The sequence below is a fragment of the Comamonas sp. 17RB genome, from assembly GCF_030056555.1.
Taxonomy (GTDB): Bacteria; Pseudomonadota; Gammaproteobacteria; order Burkholderiales; family Burkholderiaceae_C; genus Comamonas; species Comamonas terrigena.
Window position 1 is genome coordinate 83,683 of sequence record NZ_JASHHY010000007.1, and the last position, 19,848, is coordinate 103,530.

At 65.7% G+C, this 19,848-nt stretch carries 15 protein-coding genes; 14 read left to right on the plus strand and 1 reads right to left on the minus strand.

Going from position 1 to position 19,848, the window contains the following annotated elements:
• Nucleotides 1–68 precede the first annotated feature (68 nt).
• From QM470_RS13505 to QM470_RS13550, 10 genes are all read left to right on the plus strand, one after another.
• Nucleotides 69–1,331: an efflux RND transporter periplasmic adaptor subunit gene (locus tag QM470_RS13505; RefSeq protein ID WP_283339634.1), complete on the plus strand. Its 1,263-nt coding sequence runs from the start codon at nt 69–71 to the stop codon at nt 1,329–1,331.
• A 26-nt stretch (nt 1,332–1,357) separates the two neighbouring features.
• A complete protein-coding gene (locus QM470_RS13510; protein WP_218333021.1) occupies nt 1,358–4,600 on the plus strand; it encodes an efflux RND transporter permease subunit in 3,243 nt (1,080 codons plus the stop codon).
• A 17-nt stretch (nt 4,601–4,617) separates the two neighbouring features.
• Entirely contained in the window at nt 4,618–6,096 is a 1,479-nt protein-coding gene (locus QM470_RS13515) for an efflux transporter outer membrane subunit (protein ID WP_283339636.1), read from the plus strand.
• A 227-nt stretch (nt 6,097–6,323) separates the two neighbouring features.
• Complete coding sequence (locus tag QM470_RS13520; RefSeq protein WP_283339637.1) at nt 6,324–6,878, plus strand: sigma-70 family RNA polymerase sigma factor; 555 nt, start codon at nt 6,324–6,326, stop codon at nt 6,876–6,878.
• Nucleotides 6,879–6,909: 31 nt separating this feature from the next.
• Entirely contained in the window at nt 6,910–7,884 is a 975-nt protein-coding gene (locus QM470_RS13525; RefSeq protein WP_283339638.1) for a FecR domain-containing protein, read from the plus strand.
• Nucleotides 7,885–8,084: 200 nt separating this feature from the next.
• Nucleotides 8,085–10,610 (plus strand): TonB-dependent siderophore receptor, encoded by a 2,526-nt coding sequence (locus QM470_RS13530; protein WP_283339639.1) that lies wholly within the window; start codon nt 8,085–8,087, stop codon nt 10,608–10,610.
• A complete protein-coding gene (locus QM470_RS13535) occupies nt 10,610–12,274 on the plus strand; it encodes a PepSY-associated TM helix domain-containing protein (protein WP_283339640.1) in 1,665 nt (554 codons plus the stop codon). The genes QM470_RS13530 and QM470_RS13535 overlap by 1 nt, the downstream gene beginning before the upstream one ends.
• Complete coding sequence (locus tag QM470_RS13540; RefSeq protein ID WP_283339641.1) at nt 12,271–12,573, plus strand: DUF3649 domain-containing protein; 303 nt, start codon at nt 12,271–12,273, stop codon at nt 12,571–12,573. Before QM470_RS13535 ends, QM470_RS13540 begins: the two co-directional genes overlap by 4 nt.
• Nucleotides 12,570–13,424 carry a DUF3325 domain-containing protein gene (locus QM470_RS13545; RefSeq protein ID WP_283339642.1) on the plus strand — a complete coding sequence of 285 codons (855 nt, stop codon included), beginning with the start codon at nt 12,570–12,572 and terminating at the stop codon, nt 13,422–13,424. Before QM470_RS13540 ends, QM470_RS13545 begins: the two co-directional genes overlap by 4 nt.
• Nucleotides 13,411–13,782 (plus strand): hypothetical protein, encoded by a 372-nt coding sequence (locus QM470_RS13550; protein ID WP_283339643.1) that lies wholly within the window; start codon nt 13,411–13,413, stop codon nt 13,780–13,782. The genes QM470_RS13545 and QM470_RS13550 overlap by 14 nt, the downstream gene beginning before the upstream one ends.
• A gap of 32 nt (nt 13,783–13,814) precedes the next feature.
• Here QM470_RS13550 and QM470_RS13555 read toward each other — a convergent pair whose 3' ends face one another.
• Nucleotides 13,815–14,792, minus strand: coding sequence for a LysR family transcriptional regulator (locus tag QM470_RS13555; protein WP_283339644.1), 978 nt, complete (start codon nt 14,790–14,792; stop codon nt 13,815–13,817).
• Nucleotides 14,793–14,918: 126 nt separating this feature from the next.
• On the opposite strand from QM470_RS13555, the gene dsdA reads away from it, so the two are divergent.
• From dsdA to QM470_RS13575, 4 genes are all read left to right on the plus strand, one after another.
• Nucleotides 14,919–16,256, plus strand: a complete 1,338-nt coding sequence (gene dsdA, locus QM470_RS13560; protein ID WP_283339645.1) for a D-serine ammonia-lyase — start codon at nt 14,919–14,921, stop codon at nt 16,254–16,256.
• 125 nt (nt 16,257–16,381) lie between these two features.
• Nucleotides 16,382–17,959 (plus strand): ABC transporter substrate-binding protein, encoded by a 1,578-nt coding sequence (locus QM470_RS13565; protein ID WP_502846844.1) that lies wholly within the window; start codon nt 16,382–16,384, stop codon nt 17,957–17,959.
• 31 nt (nt 17,960–17,990) lie between these two features.
• Nucleotides 17,991–18,932, plus strand: a complete 942-nt coding sequence (locus tag QM470_RS13570) for an ABC transporter permease (protein WP_066540308.1) — start codon at nt 17,991–17,993, stop codon at nt 18,930–18,932.
• Between the two features lie 8 nt (nt 18,933–18,940).
• Entirely contained in the window at nt 18,941–19,840 is a 900-nt protein-coding gene (locus QM470_RS13575; protein WP_283339646.1) for an ABC transporter permease, read from the plus strand.
• Nucleotides 19,841–19,848: the final 8 nt, after the last annotated feature.

Sequence of the window (19,848 nt, forward strand, 5' to 3'; positions counted from 1 at the left end):
GCACCGCTTTGCCCGGATTTTCAGCGTCCTGCCCCCCGGGGCGGGCGCACCACCTTTTAGGAACTGCCATGAACGCACCGCTTTCCCCTGTTTCTTCTTCCTCGCGCCGCTGGTGGACCGCCATCGGCCTGGCCACCGTGGTGGTCGCCGCCGGGGGCGCGGCCCTGGGTCTGCAGGCATCGCATGCCGAGGCACATGCCCAGGCCGCACCGCCCGCCATCCCCGTCTCCGTGGCCGCTGTGGTGCTGCAGGACGTGTCCCTGTGGGACGAATTCTCGGGCCGCCTGGAAGCCGTGCAGCGCGTGGACATCCGTCCACGCGTGGCCGGTGCCGTGCAGGCCGTGCATTTCCGTGAAGGTGCCCTGGTAAAGCAGGGAGATCTGCTGGTCACCGTGGACCCCGCGCCCTATGTGGCGGAAGTGGACCGCGCCGAAGCCCAGGTGGTGGCCGCCCAGGCCCGCCTGTCCTACACCCGCAGCGAGATGGAGCGCGCCGCCCGCCTGCTGCAGGAAAGCGCCATTGCCCAGCGTGAGCACGACGAACGTGTGAACGCCCAGCGCGAAGCCGATGCCAACCTGCGTGCTGCCCAGGCCGCGCTGCAGACCGCCCGGCTGAACCTTTCCTACACCCAGGTGCGCGCACCCGTGGCCGGTCGTGTGGGCCGCATCGAAGTGACCGTGGGCAACCTGGTCAGCGCCGGCGCCAGCGCCCCGGTGCTGACCACCCTGGTATCGGTCAGCCCGATCTACGCCAGCTTCGACACCGACGAACAGGTCGTGGCACGGGCCATCGACGGGCTGGACGGCGGCAAGGGCACCCAGGGCGGGCGTGCACGCATCGAGCACATTCCGGTGCAGATGGGAACCGGTACGGCCGGCAGCACCCCCTTCAGCGGCCACCTGCAGCTCATCGACAACCAGGTCGATGCGCGCAGCGGCACGGTGCGCGTGCGCGCCGTGTTCGACAACGCCGACGGCAGCCTGATGCCGGGCCAGTTTGCGCGCATCCGCATGGGCCAGGCCCAGAGCACTTCGGCCGTGTTGATCAACGAGCGCGCCGTGGGCACGGACCAGAACAAGAAGTTCGTCATGGTCGTGGGCGAAGGCGACAAGGCCGAGTACCGCGAAGTGCAGCTGGGCGCACCAGTGGACGGTCTGCGTGTGGTGACCTCGGGCCTGAAGGCGGGGGAACGCATTGTCGTCAACGGGCTGCAGCGCGTGCGCCCCGGCGCGGTGATCGCGCCCCAGGAAGTGCCCATGGCCGCCAAGGCCGAGCTGCAGGGTGAGCGCGCACCGGCTGCCAAGGCCGCCACCAAGCAGCCCATCGCCTGAATGCGTCCGGCAAGAAAGACCCGCACATGAATCTCTCCCGCTTTTTCATCGACCGCCCCATCTTTGCCGGGGTGCTGTCGGTGCTCATCTTCCTGGCCGGCCTGATCGCCCTGCGCGTGCTGCCGATCTCGGAATACCCGGAAGTTGCTCCCCCTTCGGTGGTGGTGCGCGCCCAGTATCCCGGTGCCAACCCCAAGGTGATCGCCGAAACCGTGGCCACGCCGCTGGAAGAATCCATCAACGGTGTGGAAGGTATGCTCTACATGGGCAGCCAGGCCACCACCGACGGCGTGATGACCCTGACCGTGACCTTTGCCCTGGGTACCGACCCGGACAAGGCCCAGCAACTGGTGCAGAACCGTGTGTCCCAGGCCGAACCGCGCCTGCCCGAGGAAGTGCGCCGCCTGGGCATCACCACGGTGAAGAGTGCCCCCGACCTGACCATGGTCGTGCACATGGTCTCGCCCAATGGCCGCTATGACATCGACTATTTGCGCAACTACGCGGTGCTCAACGTCAAGGACCGCTTGGCACGTATTCCCGGCGTGGGCCAGGTGCAGATCTTCGGCGGCGGCGACTATTCCATGCGCGCCTGGCTGGACCCGCAGAAGGTCGCGCAGCGCGGTCTCTCGGCCGCCGACGTGGTGAGTGCCATCCGGGGCCAGAACGTGCAGGCCGCGGCCGGTGTGGTGGGTGCTTCGCCCGGCCTGCCGGGTGTGGACATGCAGCTGTCCATCAATGCCCAGGGGCGCCTGCAGACCGAAGAGGAGTTCGGCGACATCATCGTCAAGACCGGCGCGGACGGTGCCGTGACGCGCCTGCGCGACGTGGCCCGCCTGGAGCTGGGTGCGGCCGACTATTCGCTGCGCTCCCTGCTCAACAACGACCCCGCCGTGGGCATGGGCGTGTTCCAGGCCCCGGGCTCCAACGCCCTGGACATCTCGGCCAATGTGCGCGCCACCATGGCCGAGCTGCAAAAGCATATGCCCGAAGGCGTGGAATTCCGCATCGCCTACGACCCCACGCAGTTCGTGCGTGCCTCCATCAAGTCCGTGATCCACACCCTGCTGGAAGCCGTGGCCCTGGTGGTGGTGGTGGTGATCCTGTTCCTGCAGACCTGGCGCGCCTCCATCATCCCGCTGCTGGCCGTGCCGGTGTCGGTGGTGGGTACGTTCGCCGTGCTGCACCTGCTGGGCTTTTCGATCAACGCGCTGTCGCTCTTCGGCCTGGTGCTGGCCATCGGCATCGTGGTGGATGACGCCATCGTGGTGGTGGAAAACGTGGAGCGCAACATCGAAGCCGGCCTGTCGCCGCGCGAAGCCACCTACCGTGCCATGCAGGAGGTGAGTGGCCCCATCATCGCCATTGCCCTGGTGCTGGTGGCCGTGTTCGTGCCCCTGGCCTTCATCAGCGGCCTCACGGGCCAGTTCTACCGCCAGTTCGCGGTGACCATCGCCATCTCGACGGTGATCTCGGCCATCAACTCGCTGACCCTGTCGCCGGCGCTCAGCGCGCTGCTGCTCAAGGGCCACCACGAGCCCAAGGATGCGCTGACACGCGGCATGGAACGCGTGCTGGGCGGTTTCTTCCGCCGCTTCAATGCCCTGTTCCACCGCGGTTCCGATGCCTACAGCGGCGGCGTGCAGCGTGTCATCGGCCGCAAGGCGCTGATGCTGGTGATTTATGCCGTGCTGGTGGGCGCAACCTGGGGGCTGTTCAAGCTGGTGCCCGGCGGCTTTGTGCCGGCCCAGGACAAGCAGTATCTGGTGGGCTTTGCCCAGCTGCCCGATGGCGCCACCCTGGACCGCACGGAAGACGTGATCCGCCGCATGGGCGAGATCGTCAAGCAGAACCCGAATGTGGAAGACGCCATTGCCTTCCCGGGCCTGTCCATCAACGGCTTCACCAACAGCTCGAACTCGGGCATCGTGTTTGTCACGCTCAAGCCCTTTGCCGAGCGCACCCGCGCCGACCAGAGCGGTGGTGCTGTGGCGGGCCAGCTCAACCAGGCCTTCGGCAGCATCCAGGAAGCCTTCATCGCCATGTTCCCGCCGCCACCGGTGGCCGGCCTGGGCACGACCGGGGGCTTCAAGCTGCAGATCGAGGACCGTGCCTCGCTGGGCTATGACGCCATGGACCAGGCGGTGAAGGCCTTCATGGCCAAGGCCTACCAGACGCCGGAGCTGGCCGGGCTGTTCACCAGCTGGCAGGTCAATGTGCCGCAGCTCTATGCCGCCATCGACCGTACCAAGGCGCGTCAGCTGGGGGTGCCGGTGACCGACATCTTCGAGACCCTGCAGATCTACCTGGGCAGCCTGTACGCCAATGACTTCAACCAGTTCGGCCGCACCTACAGCGTGCGCGTGCAGGCGGATGCCTCCTACCGGGCGCGTGCCGAAGACGTGGGCCTGCTGAAGGTGCGTTCCACCACGGGCGAGATGGTGCCGCTGTCGGCCCTGATGAAGCTGGAGCCCAGCTTCGGGCCCGAGCGCGCCATGCGCTACAACGGCTTTCTGGCGGCCGATGTGAACGGCGGGCCCGCACCCGGCTTCTCCTCGGGCCAGGCCCAGGCCGCCATCGAGCGCATCGCTGCCGAAACCCTGCCACCCGGCATCGGCTTCGAGTGGACCGAGCTGACCTACCAGGAAATCCTGGCCGGCAATTCCGCCGTGCTGGTCTTCCCCCTGGCCATTCTGCTGGTGTTCCTGGTGCTGGCGGCCCAGTACGAAAGCCTGACCCTGCCCATCGCCATCATCCTCATCGTGCCCATGGGCCTGCTGGCTGCCATGACCGGCGTGTGGCTCAGCGGGGGGGACAACAACGTGTTCACGCAGATAGGGCTCATTGTGCTGGTGGGGCTGTCGGCGAAGAACGCCATCCTGATCGTGGAGTTTGCCCGCGAGCTGGAGTTTGTTGGCCGCACCCCGGTGCAGGCCGCGATCGAAGCCAGCCGCCTGCGCCTGCGCCCCATTCTCATGACCTCGCTTGCGTTTGTGATGGGTGTGCTGCCCCTGGTGCTGTCCACCGGTGCCGGTGCCGAGATGCGCAGCGCCATGGGCGTGGCGGTGTTCGCCGGGATGATCGGTGTGACGGCCTTCGGCCTGTTCCTGACCCCCGTGTTCTATGTGGTCCTGCGCCGCCTGGCGGGCAACCGTCCGCTGCAGCAGCACGGCCACCACACGGCACCACTGGGCGAGCGTGAGCTGCACAGCGGCCCCGGTGCAGCCGCCCACCCCGTGCTGGCCGCACCGCGCGGCTCCAACGAATGAAACCGAGGAATCCGGTGATGACGACTGTTCTTTCTTTTCCCGCGGCGCGCTGGCTGCCGCTGGCGGGGGCCCTGTTCCTGGCCGGCTGTATGAGCCACCCGCTGGCCCCCGTGACCGCCGACGCGGCTTTGCCTGTGCCTGCGCATTTCTCCAACAGCGCTGAAGGCCAAGGCCAGCCCTGGACCACGGCGGCGCCGGCCGAAGCCCAGTCGCGCGGGGCCTGGTGGCTGGGTTTTGCCGACCCGGTGCTCACCGGTCTGGTGGAACGTGCCGCAGATGGCAACACCAGCATCCAGGAGGCTGCGGCCCGGCTGGCCGAGGCGCGTTCCCTGCTGCGCACGGCCGATGCCCAGCGTGCGCCCCAACTGGGGGTGTCCACCGGGGCGGTACGCCAGGCCGGGATCACCACCACCGGCAGCGCCGTGCCGGCCACCGTGGTCACGGCTGGCCTGAATCTGTCGTACGAACTGGACCTGTTCGGCCGGCTTTCCAAGGCCAGCGACGCCGCACGGCTGGACGCCCAGGCGCGCGCCGCCTTGCTGCAGAGCACACGCCTGCTGGTGCAGGCCGAAGTGGCCCAGACCTATCTGCAGCTGCGGGCCGTACAGGCCGAGCATGGACTGGTCACGGCCAGCCTGGCGGCCTACCGCGACACCTTGCACCTGACGCAGCGGCGCTTCCAGGCTGGCGATGTGGCCGAGCTGGACGTGGCGCGGGTGCAGACCGAGGTGGCAGCCACCGAGGCCGAAGCCCTGTCCCTGGCCCAGCAGCAGGCCCAGCTTCAGCATGCGCTGGCGGTGCTGGTGGGCGAGGTGGCCAGCGGCTTTGCCGTGCCCGTCGCTGCGGCCGAAGCGGCCCTGCCTGTGGTACCCCCGGGCGTGCCGGCCACGGTGCTGGCGCGCCGCCCCGATGTGGCGGCGGCCCAGGCTTCCGTCATGGCGGCCCAGGCGCGCGTGGGCGTGGCCGAGGCCGCCTGGTTCCCGGCCATCACGCTGACCGGCAACGGCGGCCATGCCTCGCCCGAGCTGGGCGACCTGTTCAAGTGGTCGGCACGCTCCTGGGGCATTGGTGCACTGCTGTCGCTGCCGCTGTTCGACGGCGGCCAGCGCGCGGCCCAGGAAGAGGGCGCCCGCGCCCGGCTGGAAGCGGCCATGGCCGCCCACCGCGGCCAGGTGCTGACGGCTTTCCGCGAAGTGGAAGACCAGCTCAGCGCGCTGCGGCTGCTGGAAGGCCAGGCCGAAGCCCAGGGCCGCGCCGTGCAGTCCGCACGGCGTGCGACCCAGCTGTCGGATTCGCGCTACCGCAACGGTCTGGTGAGCCAGCTGGAGCTGCTGGATGCGCGCCGCAGCGAACTGCGCAGCCAGCGCCAGGCCTTGCAGGTGCGTACGGCCCAGTACACGGCCACCGTCGGCCTGATCCGCGCCCTGGGCGGCGGGTGGGACGTGGCGCCGCAGACTGCAGCCCAGGAACAGAGCCTGGCCGTGGTGTCACGCTGAACGCAGCAAGGGCAGGGCGGGCCAGGGGCCCGCTCTCCAAAGCATGCGGTGTATCGGGGCATCGCATGCTGCCTCAGGATGGCGTTGCAGAATTGCTGCTGCCAGCGGGACCGTTGTCCCGCGTAGGGACAGTGTCCGGCGGATCGGCAGCCCGAATACACAATAGGATGCTAATGATTCTTGTTTGAGTTGTATTATCGCGCCAGCAACTCAACCGGCTTTCTGCCATGTCATCCGCCTCCAGCCCCTTGCACGCTGACATCAACGCGCTGTACATCGACCACCACAACTGGCTCCATGGCTGGCTCCGCCGGCGCTTGGGGTCGGCGGCAGAGGCAGCCGATCTGGCCCACGACACCTTTGTGCGCTTGCTGACAGGCCGGACGGAGCGCTGTTTCTCCCATCCCGCCGAGGCCCGTGCCTACCTGAAAACCACGGCACAGAATCTGTGCATCAATCTGTGGCGTCGGCAGGAGATCGAGCGGGCCTGGCTGGAAATCCTGGCAACAAGCCCTGAGGCCTCCTATCCGTCCGCAGAGCGCCAGGCCATGGTGCTGCAGGCGCTGGAAGAGGTGGGGCGCATGCTCCAGTCGCTGTCGCCCAAGGCGGCCCGCGCTTTCACGCTGGCCGTGGTCTGTGACATGACCGATGATGAAGTGGGCGTCGAGCTGGGCGTATCCGGACGGATGGTCCGCAAGTATGTGGCGCAGGCCATGCTGGGCTGTCTGACGCTGGCGGCGCGCCAGACCGCTGCGGAGCTGCGGCACGAGCCCCTGCCTTGACTGACACCTGACACCCAGGACGCCGCTGCCGATGCACGCAGAACCTTCCCATACCGACCTTGCGCAGGCTGCGCAGTGGTACGCATGCCTGCGCGATGGCTCTGCCAGTGCCGCCGACCGCGCGGCCTGGCAACGCTGGCTGGCGTCGGCAGACGCGCATGCCGCCGCCTGGCGCTACGTCGAAGACATCAGCCGGGCCTTCGAGCCGGTCCGGACCTTGCCGAGCCCCCGCGCGACAGCGGACCATCTCTCGATAGCCGACCAGCGGTTGCGCACACGCCGGCGCATCCTGGCCAGCCTGGGCATTCTGGCCAGCGGTGGTGTGGTCGGGGCCATGGGCTGGCAGCAGGCCTGGCTGCCGGCAGAGGTGATGGCATGGGGGGCCGACCATCGTACGGCCACTGGCGAATTGCGGCAGCTCACCCTGGCCGATGGCAGCGTGCTGTGGCTCAACACGGCAAGCGCGGTCGACATCCGGTTCGACACCGATGAGCGCCGCATCGTTCTGGTGGCGGGGGAGATCTTCGTCGAGACGGCCCAGGACCAGCGGCCGCTGCGGGTCTACACACCCGACGGTCAGATGCGTGCCCTGGGCACGCGCTTCAATGTCCAGATGACCGTAGCGGGAACGCAGCTGGCGGTCTATCAGGGGGCGGTGGAAGTCCGGACCTTCGCCACCGGTGCCACGCGCATCGTGCTCACGGGCCAGCAGACCCTGTTCACCGCACAGGCCATTGCACCGCTGGAGTCCGGGGACGCCGCACGCGAGGCCTGGACGCAGGGCAGCTTCGTGGCCGACAACCTGCCGCTGCGCCTGTTCGTGCAGGAACTGCGCCGCTACCGCAGAGGACACCTGGGCCTTGCCGACTCCGTGGCCGATTTTGCCGTCTACGGCAACTTCCCCCTGCACGACACCGACCGTGTCCTCCAGATGCTGGCCGCCACGCTGCCGATACGCATCGCACAGCCCATCGCATGGTGGACCACGATCGAAGCGCAAAGCTGAATGTGAAAAATATTTCGGAAACCGGTTCCGGGTTTGGGCGGCTCGCTGGTTACTCCTGACAAGAAGACATCTTTCGCCGTTGCGCTGCTACCCCAGGACGATCTGCACGTTGGCATATTGCATGCCTGCCCAGGCAATCAGATGGATGGTGATTTGTGGTCTTCGCTCCGTCGAACACCTCTTTTCGGAACCTGCCGTCCATGCCATTACGCACCACAACGCGTGCTTCCACGCCGCGCCACCAGAACGCCATCCAGCATCTGGGTATTCCACTGCTCATTCTCGGCGCTGCGATCGGCGTTGCCGCCCATGCGCCTGTGGCGCTTGCTCAACCTTCCACCGCTGCCCAGGGCGTGCGCAGCTATGACATTCCGGCAGGTCCGCTGAGCCAGGCGCTCACCCGCTTCTCGCGGGAAGCGGGGATCTATCTGGCAGGCAACAGCCGCATGGCCGAAGGCAAGCAAAGCCAGGGGCTGCGGGGCAGTTACAGCGTGCATGCCGGGCTGTCGGCGTTGCTCGCGAACACCGGGATCGAAGCCCATGTCCTGCCCGATGGCAGCTACGGCCTGTGGGTCATCCAGGCTGCGGCGCAGGACAGCGCCGAAGGCTCTGCCACGCTCGGTGCGGTGACCGTCACCGGAAACGCCATACGCACCGGCGACACCGAGGGATCCGGCAGCTACGCGGCCACCGGCCCGCTCACGACCGCCACGCGCTTGCCGATGACGCTGCGCGAGACGCCGCAGTCCATCAGTGTGATGACGCGCCAGCGCATGGACGATGAGGGCATCGACAGCATCGAGACCGTGCTGGACCGCACGCCGGGGATTTCCGTGCAGAACATTGGCGCCAGCCGGTTCTCCATCCTGTCTCGCGGCTATGACATCGACAACTACCAATACGACGGCATTGTCACGGCCACCGATATCGTCTCCCAGAACATTCCCCAGTCGCAGGCCGACCTCGCCATCTATGACCGGGTGGAAGTGCTGCGCGGCGCAGCAGGCCTGCTGACGGGAGCAGGCAATCCGTCCGGCACGGTCAATCTGGTGCGCAAGAAGCCGACCCGTGAGTTTCAGGGTTACGCCAGCCTGAGTGCCGGGAGCTGGGACCACGGCCGTGCGGAAGTCGACCTTGCCGGTCCGCTGAACGCCTCCGGAAGCCTGCGTGGCCGCATGGTGGCTGCGCATGAGCAAGGCGGTACGCACATCGACTGGTACAAGCAGAAGAAGAGCGTGCTGTACGGGGTGCTGGAGGCAGACCTGACGCCGCAGACCTTGCTGACCGTGGGGCTGGATTACCAGCACTCCGATCCACGGGGCCAGTCCTCCACAGGCCTGCCACTGTTCTACAGCAATGGCGAGCAAACGGATTTCAGCGCTTCGAAGAATGCGGCGGCACGCTGGAAGCGCAACGAGATGGACGTCTACAACGCGTTCCTGAAACTGGAGCACAGTCTGGACAATGGCTGGAAGCTGGGGCTGACCGCCAACCACATGCGCGGCAAGCGCGACTTCTCGGGGGCCGATGCCAGCTGGGGTTTTCCCAACCAGCAGACGGGCGATGGCGTACGCCTATACGGCGGACTGGGCTCTGCCACCCAGCGGCAAAGCGGGTTTGATGCCCAGGTGCAAGGCCCGTTCGAGCTGTTCGGACGCCGGCATGAGGCGGTTTTCGGCTTCAACTGGTCCGACTTCAAGAACTTCCACGAACCCCAGCAGGGGGCGGGCATCGAAGGCCGCTATGTCAACATCTACGACTGGAACAACGAGACGGCCGGTCCCACCATCACTGGTACCAAGCTCTATGACTACGACGGCTGGCAAAAGCAGAGTGGTGCGTATGGTGCAGTGCGTTTCAAGCCGCGCGACGATCTGACCTTCATCGCCGGAGCCCGGATCAGCAACTACCACTACCGGCTTGCGCTGGCCTACACCGCAGCGGCCTCCGCACGCTTCAACCGGACGACCCGGATGGAAGAGTCCAATGTGGTCACACCTTACGCCGGCGTGGTCTACGACCTCAACCGCGTCCATTCGGTCTATGCCAGCTACACCAGCATCTTCAAGCCGCAAAGCAGCCGTGACCGCTATGGCAATGTGCTGGACCCGCGCGATGGAGACAACTACGAGATCGGCCTGAAAAGCGATTGGCTCGGTGGCAAGCTCAGCAGCACCGTCGCGTTGTACGAGATCCGGCAGAACAACCTGGCGGAAGCCGACAGCGGCCAGACCGTACCGGGCACTTCGCCGGTCGAGGCGGCTTACCGTGCGGTCCAGGGTGCCAAGACCCGGGGCATTGACCTGGAGGTGAATGGCGAACTGGCACGGGGCTGGCAGCTCAGCGCCAGCTACAGCTATGGCACCACGGAAGATGCCAGCGGCCAGCGTATCCGCACCACCTTCCCGCAGCAGATGGCCAAACTCTGGACCAGCTATCGCCTGCCTGGCGACTGGAGCAAGCTGACCGTGGGCGGCGGCGTCAACTGGCAGGATCGCATCTATTACACCGCGACCTCGTCGGGGCTCGCCTTGCGAGGCCAGCAGAAGGCCTATGCGGTGGCCAATCTGATGGCACGCTATGAGATCAATCCCAAGCTGTCGGCCACACTGAACTTCAACAACATCTTCGACAAGAAGTACCTGCAAGGTCTGGATACCACGTTCTACACCGGTATCTATGCGCCAACGCGCAATGTCCAGCTGACCATGCGTTACGCCTTCTGATGGCCCTGAGCGTGGAGTCCCCGCTGATGAAAGCCAATCTGCGTCAATCCATGTCCTGGCTCCACACCTGGGTGGGGCTGGTGGCCGGTTGGGTGCTCTTCTTCGTCTTTGCCACGGGCACGCCCGGCTACTTTCAGCAGGAAATCACGCGCTGGATGCAGCCCGAGCGCGCCTTGGTGCACGCAGAGATGGCCCAGCCGGTACCTGCCGCGCAGCTGCTGACCCTGGCCCTGGACCGGCTCGAGAAAGTGGCCCCCACCGCAGCCAGCTGGCGCATCACGCTGCCGCATGCGTCCTTGAACCCGCGCGGGTGGCAGGAGCTTGCCATCCGCTGGGAGGACATGCCCCAGGCCGGCCGTGAGCGGGGGGCCAGCGGCAACGAAATCCTGGATCCCCAGACCGGGGCGGTCCAGTCGCATGGCATCGAGCCACGCGGCACCCACGGGGGGCTGGGTCTGTACCGCATGCACTACGAGCTGCGCTACATGCCGTTCGACTGGGCCGTGCGCATTGTGGGCCTGTGCACCATGCTGATGCTGCTGGCCATCATCAGCGGCGTCATCATGCACAAAAGAATCTTCAAGGATTTCTTCACGTTCCGGCCCAACAAGGGCCAGCGCAGCTGGCTGGATGCGCACAACGCGCTCAGCGTGATGGCGCTGCCGTTCTTTCTGATGATCACCTACAGCGGCCTGGTGTTCTTCCTGTTCCTCTACATGCCTGCGGGGCGCGACATGCTCTACGGCACCGGTCCCATGGCCAACAAGACCTACTACGACGAACTGCTGGACCGCGTCCACGAGCGTCTTCCCGTCCAGCGGCCCCGTGCAGATCTGGCTGCACTGGTGGCGCAGGCGCAGAGCCAATGGGGCGGGGCTGGCGTGGGCAGCGTGACGCTGGAGCACCGGAAAGGGGAAGCGCCGGTGATCACCGTTGCGGGCATGCACCAGGGCAGTGTCGATTTCTTCAATCCCCCCCGGTTGCGTTTCGACGCGAACACGGCAGCACCGCTGGCCGAGGAGCTGGTTGCGGGTGGCAGTGCCCGCAAGGTCCAGGTTGTCACGCTGAATCTGCACGAGGGCCTTTTTGCCGATATCTGGGGCCGCTGGCTGTACTTCCTCGCAGGCCTGGCGGGGTGCGCCATGATCGCCACCGGCATGGTGCTGTGGGCCGTCAAGCGCCGCAGGCACCATCTGAGTCTGGCGGGGGAGTACCGCGAGCCTCTGGGGCTGCGTCTGGTGGAAACACTCAATGTCGCCACCATCGCCGGCCTGCCCTTGGCCATCGCCGCCTACTTCTGGGCCAACCGCCTGCTGCCCATCGGCATGGCGGGGCGGGCCGACTGGGAGATCCATACGCTGTTTGCCGCATGGCTGGCCGCGTTGTTCTACGCCCTTGCGCGGCCTCTGGCACGTGCATGGATCGAGTTGTGCGGGCTGGCCTGCGCGGCCTACCTGGCCGTACCGCTGCTCAACGCCCTCACCACCGACCGCCATCTCGGGCGCAGCTTGGCTTCCGGCGACTGGGTCTTCGCAGGTTTCGATCTCACGATGCTGGCGCTGGCCGCTGTCCTGGCATGGATGGCCGTGAAACTGCGGCGCCGCCTGGCCGTGACTGAGCAAGGTCTGCCAGCGGGGCAGGCCCTTGACAAGGAGGGCGCATGAGCCATCCCGACACCCCCCCGCTGCGGTACCGGCTGGCCGTGGCCTCCCGGGTGCTGGCGGCAGCCCTGGGCGGCTACGCCGTGGCTGCGGCTTCGACCCGGCTGCTCTCGCTGACCTGGCCTGCGCCGCCTGCCCAGGCCGTCATGTGGGCCAGCATGCTCAGCTTTGTTATCTGGGCCGTTGCCGTGCTCTGGGTGTTTGCCACCCGCAGCGCCTGGCGCGCCTGGTGGGGCCTGTCGGCTGCGACGGGCCTGGTGGTCCTGGCGGAGTGGCTGCTGAGAGCGGGAGGTTGGACATGAACCATGTCTTCTTGAGTGCGGTGCACCTGGGCATGCTGGTGGTCAGCGGCCTGGGTTTGGCGGGGCTGGCACTGGCGACGGACCGCCATGGTGCCCACCTGCTGGGCCATCAACCCACACCGGGGCAACGCCGGTGTGCGCAGGTGGTTGGCTGGCTGCTGCTGGCGACCGCCCTGGCATGGAGTGTGGCCACGCTGGGTGCGGGCATCGGCGTGACGCTGTGGCTGGGCTGGCTGGGCCTTGCGGCCTGGTGCCTGATCTTCGCGTTGCCCCAATGGCCGTGGCAGCCAGTGGAGCCCCAGCGCACTGCGCGGCGCGCGGCAGAAAAGAACATCCCTGCCGCTCCCGTGCCCCTGCGGGACACCCGCGTACGCCGGTGGTGTGCAGGGTTCGCGCTGTGCGCCACGCTGGTGGCTTTCACGGCGCTGCTGTGGCAGGAGCAGATCCATGCCCAGTCGCAAAGGCGTGTGCTGCAAGGCAAGGTGGGGCCCTGGAGCTTCACCCTGGAAGAGGCCGACCAGAAGCCCCCGGAGCTGGTGGCGATGGACATCCCCATGAAAACCTTTCATCTGCGGTTCTGCGAGGCCTGCGACCCAGAGATCCGCCAGGTCACCTTGAAGGTGAACCGGCCGCGCAACACTGGCAGCACGGGGATGGCGTTCATGGGCCAGCGCTGGGAACGCAAGGTGGAAATCCCTCTGCCAGACACACTGCGGGAGGAGAGCGAACTCTGGTTGACGGTGGTCGGAAAGGACGCCAGCGTCTACCAGTCGGCGTGGCGCATGGACCATGTGTCGCCTGCGACGGTGCAGTGGTTCGAGCAGCAAAGGAAGTCCCATGCAATACCGTGAATCCGCCGTCGCCATGCTGCGCTGGAGCTGTGCCGTTGCTGCGCTGCTGTGCGCCGCAGCGCAGGCGCATGAGCCCGTGGCACGCTGTTTTCTGCTGGGTGACAGCACGGTCCGCTGCCGCGGGGTGACGAATGACGGGGATGAGATGCCGGGGGCCAGAATGGACGTTATCGGCCATGATGGACGCACCCTGCTGCAGGGCACACTCAGCGCCCAGTCCACCCTGAGCTTTGCCCGGCCGGCGCAAGCGTTCTATGTGCTGTTCGAGATCGGCCCGGGTCTGCAGACCATCGTTGAGCAGGACGAGATCCGGGCGCCGACCGCCAAGCAGCGCAAAGCGCCATGGCTGCGGCCGTGATGGTCGCACGGCCGACAGTCGCGGGCTTCAGCCTAGCGCTGTCGGCATTCAATCCCCATTTGCTCGAGCAGCTCATTGCGTTCGAGCTTGAACTGATCGCTGGTCGCATGCAGCCATTGGCGCAGGTGCTCGTTGGTGTCTGTTGACTTCTGCCCGCTGATGAAGCGGTAGCTGGCCTTGGACTTCACGGCACAGGGGAAGGGCGCCACGAGCCGCCCGCTCTTGAGTTCGTCATACACCAGGGCCAAACGGCCCATGGCGATACCTTGTCCCGTGAGCGCCGCCACCATGGCCAGCTGCGAGAGGTTGAAGTACACCCCGCCGGGCTTGCTGGGCGGTGCGTCCATCGCCTCGAGCCAGGTGTTCCATTCGACGTTCTGCGTGGCGCTGTGCCAGGGGTTTTCGTCGTGCAGCATCATGCCCGGCGCGATGTCGGCAATGCTGCGGATGTCCGGATGGCGGGCCAGGAACTCGGGCGTGGTGACGGGGATGATCCATTCGTCGAGGAACATCTCCTCGTTCAGGTCAACGTAATGCCCGGGGTCGAAACGGATGCCGGCCTGGATGCCGCTCAGGCCCATGCCGACGCGGTCGAGCATGTGGTATTCGCCATAGATGCGCACCGTGACGCCTGACTTGCCTTGCAGCAGATCGCTCACGCGCGGCGTGAGCCAGAGCATTGCGAAGGAGGGCGAGCAGCTCAGGTTCAGCGGTGCGTTGGTGCTGCGCTGGTCACGCCGCAATTTGCCCACGGCCTGGTTCAGCGTCTCGAACGACTGCTCGGAGACCAGTGACAGCCGCGCCCCCTCGCGCGTCAGCGACAGCGATTTCCCCTCTCGGTAGAACAACGGCACACCCAGATATTCCTCCAGCTTCTTCACTTGCTGGCTGACCGAGCCCTGCGTGACATGCAGCTCCTTGGCCGCGAGCGTGAAGCTGTTGTGCCTGGCCACGGCGTCAAAGCACCTGAGCCAGGTGAGCAGCGACGGCGATAGATGGTTGGTGTTCATTGATGAAACTAATGAATGGATTGACAAGGTTGACTTGTCACATATGCATATCGTCCACAGAATGCAATTTCTGTCGTTTGGGTGTTGATCGCTTGCAAGTGCTGAATTTATATGGGGAAAACACCTATGTCGCAGGATGATGAAGAAGTTTTCAGCCAGGTTTCAACGCTGTGGATCAATGCGGGATGTGTGCCGAAGCCACCTGCTTCCAAAACCTCTGACATTATTATCAGTGATGTTGAAAAAGCGGAGCAGCGCTTGGCGCGCTTCGCCCCCTTGCTCGCCACGCTGTTCCCCGAGCTTGCACAAAGCGGTGGCATCGTGGAGTCGCCCTTGTGCGCGCTGCCGCCTGCGGTGATCGGTGCGGGGCCGTCGTTGCCTGGCAGCTTCTGGGTCAAGGCAGACCATCAGCTTGCGGTGGCCGGCTCGGTGAAGGCCCGTGGCGGCTTCCATGAAGTACTGGAGTTCGCCGAGCGGGTGGCATGGGACAACGGCTTGCTGGTGGGCGAGCACGGCTACCAGACCCTGGGCTCACCGGCTGCGCGCGAGGTGTTCTCGCACTACGAGGTGGCTGTCGGATCCACGGGAAATCTGGGCATGAGCATCGGCATCATGTCGGCTGCGCTGGGTTTTCGCGCAACGGTGCACATGTCGGCCGAGGCCAAGGACTGGAAGAAGCGCAAGCTGCGCAGCCATGGCGTGACGGTGCACGAATATGAGGGCGACTACGGTCAGGCGGTGGCCAAGGGGCGTGAGCTGGCGAAGGCCAATCCGATGTGCCACTTCGTGGATGACGAGCATTCGCTCTCGCTCTTCAGCGGTTATGCCGTGGCGGCGCTGCGCCTGAGTGCTCAGTTTGCTGCGCAAGGCATTGCCGTGGACGAGGAGCACCCCTTGTTTGTCTACATCCCCTGCGGAGTGGGTGGGGCCCCGGGCGGTGTGTGCTACGGGCTCAAGCATGTTTTTGGGGCAGCGGTGCACTGTTTTTTCGTGGAGCCTGAGGACTCGGCGTGCTTTCTGGTGCAGATGCAGAACCCGGACAAGCCAGGTATCAGCATCTACGACGCGGGTCAGCACAATCGCACGATTGCCGATGGCTTGGCAGTGCCGCGCGCGTCGGAGCTGGTGTACCCGCTGATGCGGGAGCGCCTCGCCGGTGTGGTCATCACGTCGGATGAATGCATGCATGCGGACGTGTGGCGCATGCAGTCGCTGGCGAGGTTCAAGGTGGAACCATCGGCGGCCGCTGCGGTCAGCGGGCCGCGTGCGTTGCTGCAATCCGAAGCGGGCCGGCGCTACATCGCGGAGCAGGGCTTGCAGGCACGGATGTTGCGGGCGAATCACATTGTCTGGACGACCGGCGGGGCGCTGATGCCGGGCGACGAATACGAGGCCCTGCTGCTCGAAGGCGAGCGCGCCAGCGATCGGCTGTTTGGCGCACTGGCCGACACGGGTGGCAACTAGTGCGGAGCATCCGCAGGTCACTCCTCCCGCACCTCCCTCCCTTTTTTCATTTCATTCACCCGGCGTGTGTGCCATGCCTTTCATTTCCATTGAGGAAACCACGGAGATTGACGATGAGTAAAGCAATGAGTTCTTTCGCACATGCGGCATTGGCAGCCTCGCTGCTCGCGTGCGGCCTGGTGGGATCCGTCCACGCTCAGGCCAAGACCACGGTCAACGCTGTGATGCATGCCCCGCTGCGCGTGCTGGACCCGATCATCACCACGGCCCACATCACGCGCAACCATGGCTACATGGTCTACGACACGCTGCTGGCCACGGACAAGGACAACCAGATCCGCCCGCAGATGCTTCAGGAGTGGAAGGCTTCCGCTGACGGCCGTACCTATACCTTCAAGCTGCGCGCCGGCCTCAAGTGGCACGATGGTGGTGCTGTGACGGCGGAGGACTGCGTTGCCTCCATCAAGCGCTGGGCCACGCAGGACAAGATGGGCCAGCTGATGACCTCGGAGATGGCCGACATGAAGGTGGTGGATGCCTCGACCTTCACCATCACCATGAAGGAGGCCAGCGACCTGGCCGTGCGCGCCCTGGCCAAGCCCAGCGGCGTGGCGCCGTTCATGATGCCCAAGCGCATCGCGGAGACACCTCCCACACAGGCCATCACCACGGCGATTGGATCGGGCCCGTTCAAGTTCGTGGCCGCCGAGTTCAAGCCGGGCGTGCAGGTGGTCTATGAAAAGAACACCGACTACGTAGCACGCTCCGAGCCGGCATCGGGTCTGGCCGGTGGCAAGAAGGTGCTGGTGGACCGCGTGAAGTGGATCGCCACGCCCGACGCGATGACCTCGGTGAACGCGCTGGTCAATGGAGAGATCGACTATCTGGAGCAGCTGCCTTTCGACCTCGAGCCGATCGTGCGTGCCAACAAGGACATCGCCATCAAGGTGCTGGACCCCCAGGGCTACCAGACCGTCATGCGGATGAACCACTTGCATGCGCCGTTCAACAACAAGAAGATCCGCGAAGCGGCCATGTATGCCGTGGGCCAGGAGCCGGTGCTGCAAGCCATGATCGGCAACAAGCAGTACTTCAAGCCCTGCGCTGCCCTGTTTGGCTGCGACTCGGCCTATGCCAGCCAGGAAGGTGCCGATGTCACCATCAAGGCCAACCCCAAGAAGGCCCTGGAGTTGCTGAAGGAAGCCGGTTATGACGGCACGCCCGTGGTGATCCTGCAGCCCACCGACACGCCTTCGGTCAACACCCAGCCCGTGGTGATCGGTCAGGCCCTGCGCGCAGCGGGCTTCAAGGTGGAAATGCAGGCCATGGACTGGCAGACCGTGGTGACGCGCCGCGCCAACCAGGCGCTTCCCAAGGAGGGCGGCTGGAATATCTTTGCCACCAACAACGTGATGGCCGAAGCGTCCGACCCCCTGCGCGCCTTCGGGGTGGCCGCCAACGGCAAGGGGGCATGGTTCGGCTGGCCCGACGTGCCCGAGATCGAGCGCCTGCGCATTGAGTTCTCGCGTACCGCCGAGGAGGCCAAGCGCAAGCAGCTGGCCGGCCAGATCCAGAAGCTGGTGATTGCCGAAGGCGTGCTGCTGCCCATGGGCCAGTACTACGTGCCGGCCGCGTACCGCAACAGCATCAGCGGCGCACTGGAAGCTCCGGTTCCGGTCTTCTGGAATGTCCAGAAGAAGTAATCAGCCCGCATGAAAAAGTGAGTCTTTCGTCATGATTGCATTTGTACTCAAACGCATGGCTGCGGCACTGCCAGTGATGGTGGTGGTTGCCGCCGTCGTCTTTGCCATCCTGCGCCTCACGCCGGGGGATCCTGCGGCGATTCTGGCGGGAGACTCCGCGACGCCCGAGCAACTCGAGGCCATTCGCCAGAACCTGGGGCTCGACAAGCCGGTCTACCAACAGTTCTTCCACTGGGTCGGTCAACTGCTCAGTGGCGATCTGGGCACTTCCTTGCTGTCGGGCACGCCCGTGCTCGAGATGGTCGTGCAGCGCATGGGGCCCTCCATCGCGTTGTGCCTGAGCACCATCATCGTCGCCATTGTGGTCGCCATTCCGCTGGGTGTGCTGGCTGCATGGCGCCAAGGCAAGCTGTTGGACCGCGCGGTGATGGCCCTGTCGGTGCTGGGATTCTCGATTCCCGTATTCGTCACGGCCTATGTCCTGATACTCGCACTGTCCCTGGGGGCTGGCTGGTTCCCGGTACAGGGCTACAAGCCGCTGTCGGAAGGCCTGTGGCCCTTTCTGCGCTCCATCACCTTGCCAACGCTGGCGCTGAGCTCGGTCTATATCGCGCTGATCGCCCGCATCACGCGCACCAGCGTGATCGAAGTGATGAACGAAGACTTCATCCGCACGGCGCGGGCCAAGGGTCTCAACGAGCGAGGCGTGTTGCTCGGCCACGCGCTGCGCAACGCGGCGGTGCCCATCGTCACCATCATCGGTGTCGGCATCGCCATGCTGATCGGTGGTGTGGTGGTGACCGAGTCGGTGTTCAACCTTCCCGGTCTTGGCCGTCTGGTGGTGGAAGCCGTGCTGGCCCGCGATTACCCGGTCATTCAGGCGCTGATCCTGTTGTTTGCGCTGGTCTATGTGCTGATCAATCTGGTGGTGGACGTGTCCTACACCATCTTCGATCCGCGAATCCGCTATTGAGGTCCAGCATGACGCAACTCTCTTCAAGCCCCCCCGCCATCGCGGTCTCTGCCGCCACGGAAGTGGCCGCACCCAAGCGCTCCCATCTGTGGGCAACGCTCAAGACCTGGCCTGTGATGCTGTCCCTGATCGTGCTGGCAGCCGTCATCTTCGTGGCGATTGCCGCGCCGCTCCTGGCGAGCAGCGACCCCACCGAGATCAACCCCGCACAGCGCCTGCGCCCGATTTCCGCCGAGCATTTCCTGGGAACCGACGCCTATGGCCGCGATGTGTTCAGCCGCATCCTCTACGGTGCCCGCGTGTCGCTGGTCGTGGGGCTGGGCGTAGCGGCATTCAGCCTTGTCGTCGGCCTGTTTATCGGTGTGCTCGCGGGGTATTTTCGCTGGGTCGATGCCATCGTCATGCGTGTCATGGACGGCCTGATGGCCATCCCGGGCATCCTGCTGGCGATTGCGCTGGTGTCGATCTCTGGCGCAAGCCTGCTGACCGTGCTCATCGCGATCACCGTTCCCGAGGTACCGCGGGTGGTGCGGCTGGTGCGTGGTGTGATTCTGAGCGTGCGCAACGAGCCTTATGTCGAGGCGGCGCTCACGCTGGGGACGCCGCTGCCCACGCTGATGCTGCGCCACCTGGTGCCCAACACCATGGCTCCGCTGATCGTGCAGTGCACCTACATCTTTGCCTCGGCCATCCTGACCGAAGCCATCCTGAGTTTCCTGGGCGCCGGCGTGCCGCCCGAGATTTCCTCCTGGGGAAACATCATGGCCGAGGGGCGTGCCTACTTCCAGCTTCTGCCTGGCCTGGTGCTCTACCCCGGTTTGCTGTTGTCGCTGACGGTGCTGAGCGTCAATTTGCTGGGCGATGCCCTGCGCGATGCGCTCGACCCGCGCATGGCCAAGCGCATGTGATGCGCCGC

What these genes read in the sequence shown, in the direction of transcription:
- QM470_RS13505 (WP_283339634.1), top strand. Translation starts at nt 69, where the DNA reads ATGAACGCACCGCTTTCCCCTGTTTCTTCTTCCTCGCGCCGCTGGTGG.
- QM470_RS13510 (WP_218333021.1), top strand. Translation starts at nt 1,358, where the DNA reads ATGAATCTCTCCCGCTTTTTCATCGACCGCCCCATCTTTGCCGGGGTG.
- QM470_RS13515 (WP_283339636.1), top strand. Translation starts at nt 4,618, where the DNA reads ATGACGACTGTTCTTTCTTTTCCCGCGGCGCGCTGGCTGCCGCTGGCG.
- QM470_RS13520 (WP_283339637.1), top strand. Translation starts at nt 6,324, where the DNA reads ATGTCATCCGCCTCCAGCCCCTTGCACGCTGACATCAACGCGCTGTAC.
- QM470_RS13525 (WP_283339638.1), top strand. Translation starts at nt 6,910, where the DNA reads ATGCACGCAGAACCTTCCCATACCGACCTTGCGCAGGCTGCGCAGTGG.
- QM470_RS13530 (WP_283339639.1), top strand. Translation starts at nt 8,085, where the DNA reads ATGCCATTACGCACCACAACGCGTGCTTCCACGCCGCGCCACCAGAAC.
- QM470_RS13535 (WP_283339640.1), top strand. Translation starts at nt 10,610, where the DNA reads ATGGCCCTGAGCGTGGAGTCCCCGCTGATGAAAGCCAATCTGCGTCAA.
- QM470_RS13540 (WP_283339641.1), top strand. Translation starts at nt 12,271, where the DNA reads ATGAGCCATCCCGACACCCCCCCGCTGCGGTACCGGCTGGCCGTGGCC.
- QM470_RS13545 (WP_283339642.1), top strand. Translation starts at nt 12,570, where the DNA reads ATGAACCATGTCTTCTTGAGTGCGGTGCACCTGGGCATGCTGGTGGTC.
- QM470_RS13550 (WP_283339643.1), top strand. Translation starts at nt 13,411, where the DNA reads ATGCAATACCGTGAATCCGCCGTCGCCATGCTGCGCTGGAGCTGTGCC.
- QM470_RS13555 (WP_283339644.1), bottom strand. Translation starts at nt 14,792, where the DNA reads ATGAACACCAACCATCTATCGCCGTCGCTGCTCACCTGGCTCAGGTGC.
- dsdA (WP_283339645.1), top strand. Translation starts at nt 14,919, where the DNA reads ATGTCGCAGGATGATGAAGAAGTTTTCAGCCAGGTTTCAACGCTGTGG.
- QM470_RS13565 (WP_502846844.1), top strand. Translation starts at nt 16,382, where the DNA reads ATGAGTTCTTTCGCACATGCGGCATTGGCAGCCTCGCTGCTCGCGTGC.
- QM470_RS13570 (WP_066540308.1), top strand. Translation starts at nt 17,991, where the DNA reads ATGATTGCATTTGTACTCAAACGCATGGCTGCGGCACTGCCAGTGATG.
- QM470_RS13575 (WP_283339646.1), top strand. Translation starts at nt 18,941, where the DNA reads ATGACGCAACTCTCTTCAAGCCCCCCCGCCATCGCGGTCTCTGCCGCC.